Origin of the sequence: Streptomyces ipomoeae 91-03 (genome assembly GCF_000317595.1) — a bacterium.
Taxonomy (GTDB): Bacteria; Actinomycetota; Actinomycetes; order Streptomycetales; family Streptomycetaceae; genus Streptomyces; species Streptomyces ipomoeae.
Window position 1 is genome coordinate 1 of sequence record NZ_AEJC01000130.1, and the last position, 3,387, is coordinate 3,387.

Consider the following 3,387-nt stretch of genomic DNA (forward strand, 5'->3'; position numbering starts at 1 on the left):
GCCCGCCCCTTCCCGAACCTTCCCGAAGCCGGGGCTACGCCCTGGGGCCCCGTGAGGTGGCTGAGCACCGTCGTCGTGCGCGGGCCCGTGGGCGGGTCGGAGAGGCACCCGGTGCCCCCCTCACCTACTTCTCGGTCACCCCCGCCGAGTCGAACGTCGCCACCTCGTGCATCGCCCTTGCCGCGCTCTGGACCACCGGGAGGGCCAGGAGGGCGCCGGTGCCCTCGCCGAGGCGGAGGTCGAGGTCCACCAGGGGGCGGAGGCCGAGCTTCTTCAGGGCGGCCACGTGGCCGGGTTCGGCGCTGCGGTGGCCGGCGATACAGGCGGCGAGGACCTCGGGCGCGATGGCGCGGGCCACCAGGGCGGCGGCGCCGGCGCTGACGCCGTCGAGGATCACCGGCGTACGGAGGGAGGCGCCGCCGAGGAGGAGGCCGACGATGGCGGCGTGTTCGAAGCCGCCGATGGCCGCGAGGACGCCGATGGGGTCGGCGGGGTCCGGCTGGTGGAGCTCGATGGCCCGGCGGACGACCTCGGTCTTGCGGGCCAGGGTCTCGTCGTTGATGCCGGTGCCCCGGCCGGTGACCTCGGCGGGGTCGGCGCCGGTGAAGACCGCGATCAGGGCGGCGGACGCCGTGGTGTTGGCGATGCCCATCTCGCCCGTGAGGAGGGCCTTGTTGCCGGCCGCCACGAGGTCGCGGGCCGTCTCGATGCCCACCTCGATGGCCTTCTTGGCCTCCTCGCGGGTCATCGCGGGACCGGTGGTCATGTCGGACGTACCGGCGCGGACCTTGCGGGGCAGCAGGCCCGGGGTGGCCGGGAGGTCGCTCGCCACGCCCACGTCCACGACGCAGACCTCGGCGCCCACCTGGGTGGCGAACGCGTTGCAGACCGCTCCCCCGCCGAGGAAGTTGGCGACCATCTGCGCCGTCACCTCCTGCGGCCAGGGGGTGACGCCCTGGGCGTGGACGCCGTGGTCACCGGCGAAGATCGCGACGGCCGCGGGCTCCGGGATCGGCGGAGGGCATTGGCGGGACAGCCCGGACAGCTGGGCGGAGATGATCTCCAGCATGCCGAGGGCACCAGCAGGCTTGGTCATCCGCTTCTGCCGCTCCCAGGCCTCGCCGAGCGCCTTGGCGTCCAGCGGACGGATCCCGGCGACGGTCTCGGCGAGCAGGTCATGCGGCTCGGCGCCGGGCAGCGCGCGGCGGCCGTACGTCTCCTCGTGGACGACCCAGGACAGCGGGCGGCGCTTGGCCCAGCCCGCCTGCATCAGCTCGGGCTCCTCCGGGAACTCGTCGACGTACCCGACGCACAGGTACGCCACGACCTCCAGGTGCTCGGGCAGGCCGAGGGCGCGCACCATCTCGCGCTCGTCGAAGAAGCTGACCCAGCCGACGCCCAGGCCCTCGGCGCGGGCCGCGAGCCACAGGTTCTCGACCGCGAGCGCGGAGGAGTACGGGGCCATCTGCGGCTGGGTGTGACGGCCCAGGGTGTGCCGGCCGCCGCGCGTGGGGTCGGCGGTGACGACGATGTTCACCGGGGTGTCGAGGATGGCCTCGATCTTCAGTTCCTTGAACTGCTTCGCCCGGCCCTTGGGCAGCGACTTGGCGTACGCCTCGCGCTGGCGCTGGGCGAGTTCGTGCATGGTGCGACGCGTCTCGGCGGAGCGGATGACGACGAAGTCCCAGGGCTGCGAGTGGCCCACGGAGGGGGCCGTGTGTGCGGCCTCCAGGACACGGAGCAGCACGTCGTGCGGGATCGGGTCGCTGCGGAAGCCGTTGCGGATGTCACGGCGCTCACGCATGACCTTGAGTACGGCCTCGCGCTCGGCGTCGTCGTAGGGGGGCGCGGCCGGGCCCGAGGGCTGCCGTGCTTCTTCCCCTGCTTCTTCCGGCACTTCTTCCACTGTGGCCGCGCTCTCGTCGACTACTTCAGTTGCTGCCACCGCTACCGCTTCTGCCTCTACCGCTTCTGTCTCGCCGTCTTCCTGGTCGGCGCCCCTGGTGTCCAGGTCCTCCGCGTGCTGGACGACATCGGGCTCCGCGTCGGCCGCCGCGAGCGGCTGCGGTACGACGATCGTCTCGGCCTCGGAGTCGCGGGGGGTGGGGACCGTGGCGACGGATTCCGCCGACTGCGGTTCCGCGTTCTCTGTGGACACCTCGGCGGCGGACGGAGTCGGCTGGTCGTTCACGTCCGCGTCCGTCGGCAGCGGCGGGACCGCCAGACCCTGAGGCGGGGTGGGGGCCAGATGCGGAGTGGTCGGCACCGAACCCTCGACGGGCACGAATTGGCCCAGCGGCTGGTCGGTCTGGGGCCCCTGGGGTGCCCCCGGGAGGCCGGCGTCGGGGGTCGGCTCGGCCGGGGTCTGGATGACGGCGCCCTGGGGGGCGTCGATGGGGGAGGCTGCGACCACGGGGGTCGCCGTCGCCGGGGTGTCGGCGACGGCCGGTTCGCCGTCGGCCGGTACGGGAGCGGCCGATTCGCCGGCTGCCGGTACGGGAGCGGCCGATTCGCCGGCTGCCGGTTCGGCAACGGCCGATTCGGGAGCGGCCGATTCATCGGCTGCCGGTTCGGCAACGGCGGGTTGTACGGCTGCGGGCTCAGCGGCTTCGGATTCGGCGGCTTCGGGTTCCACGGCTGCGGGTGCGGCAGCGTCGGCCGGAGCATCGTCGGCCTCACCGGTCGGCTGTTCGGCGGGGGCGGTCTCGGCGGCCTGCGCCGACCGGTCCGCAGCGTCCACCGTTTCCGCCACGGGTGCTACCGGCTCGGTTGTGGCCTGGGGTCCCTGGACGGTGGGCTGCGCCTGCGAGGGCTCCGGCGTCTGCGCCTCTTCGGCGGCGGACTGCGGCTGGGACGGGGCGACCTCCGCCGTCTGGACCTCGGTCTGGCCGGCTTCCGCCGTCTGAGCCACCGCCTGGCCGGCTTCCGCCGCCGGGGCTTCCGTCGCCTGGGCTTCCGTCGATCCAGCCTCGGTGGCCTCGGCATCTGCCGACTGCGGCTCCTGGACGACCGGCGCGTCCGTCGCCTGCTGCGGGTCCTGCGCGGGAACGGCCTCCGGCGCGGCGTCCGGCGCGACGGGCGCGCCCTGCTCGACCGGGGTCGCGGTGCCGCTCTGTTCGGCCGACGCGTCGGCGGCGACCTGCTGGTCCGGCATGTCGCCGGCTGTCTGCTGCTCGGCTGCGCCCGTCGTCCCCTGCGGATCGGTTACGGCGCCCGCCACCTGCGCATCGGCCCCCTCGGTCGCCGCCTGCTGCTCGGATACGGCGACGGCCTGCTCGGCGGCATCCACCACGGCCTCCGGCACGACACCATCTCCCTGCGGAGGCACCGAGCCATCAGCCTCCGGGGGCACCGAGCCATCGGCCTGCGAAGGCAGCACGGCATCGC

Annotated in this window: 1 protein-coding gene; it reads right to left on the bottom strand. The window is 74.1% G+C overall.

The genetic code is table 11. The features are described from left to right. Window positions 1-124 precede the first annotated feature (124 nt). The gene (cobT, locus tag STRIP9103_RS08745) at window positions 125-2,413 is read right to left on the bottom strand and encodes a nicotinate-nucleotide--dimethylbenzimidazole phosphoribosyltransferase (RefSeq protein ID WP_009304126.1); all 2,289 of its coding nucleotides are present in this window, start codon (window positions 2,411-2,413) and stop codon (window positions 125-127) included. Between the last annotated feature and the right edge of the window lie 974 nt (window positions 2,414-3,387).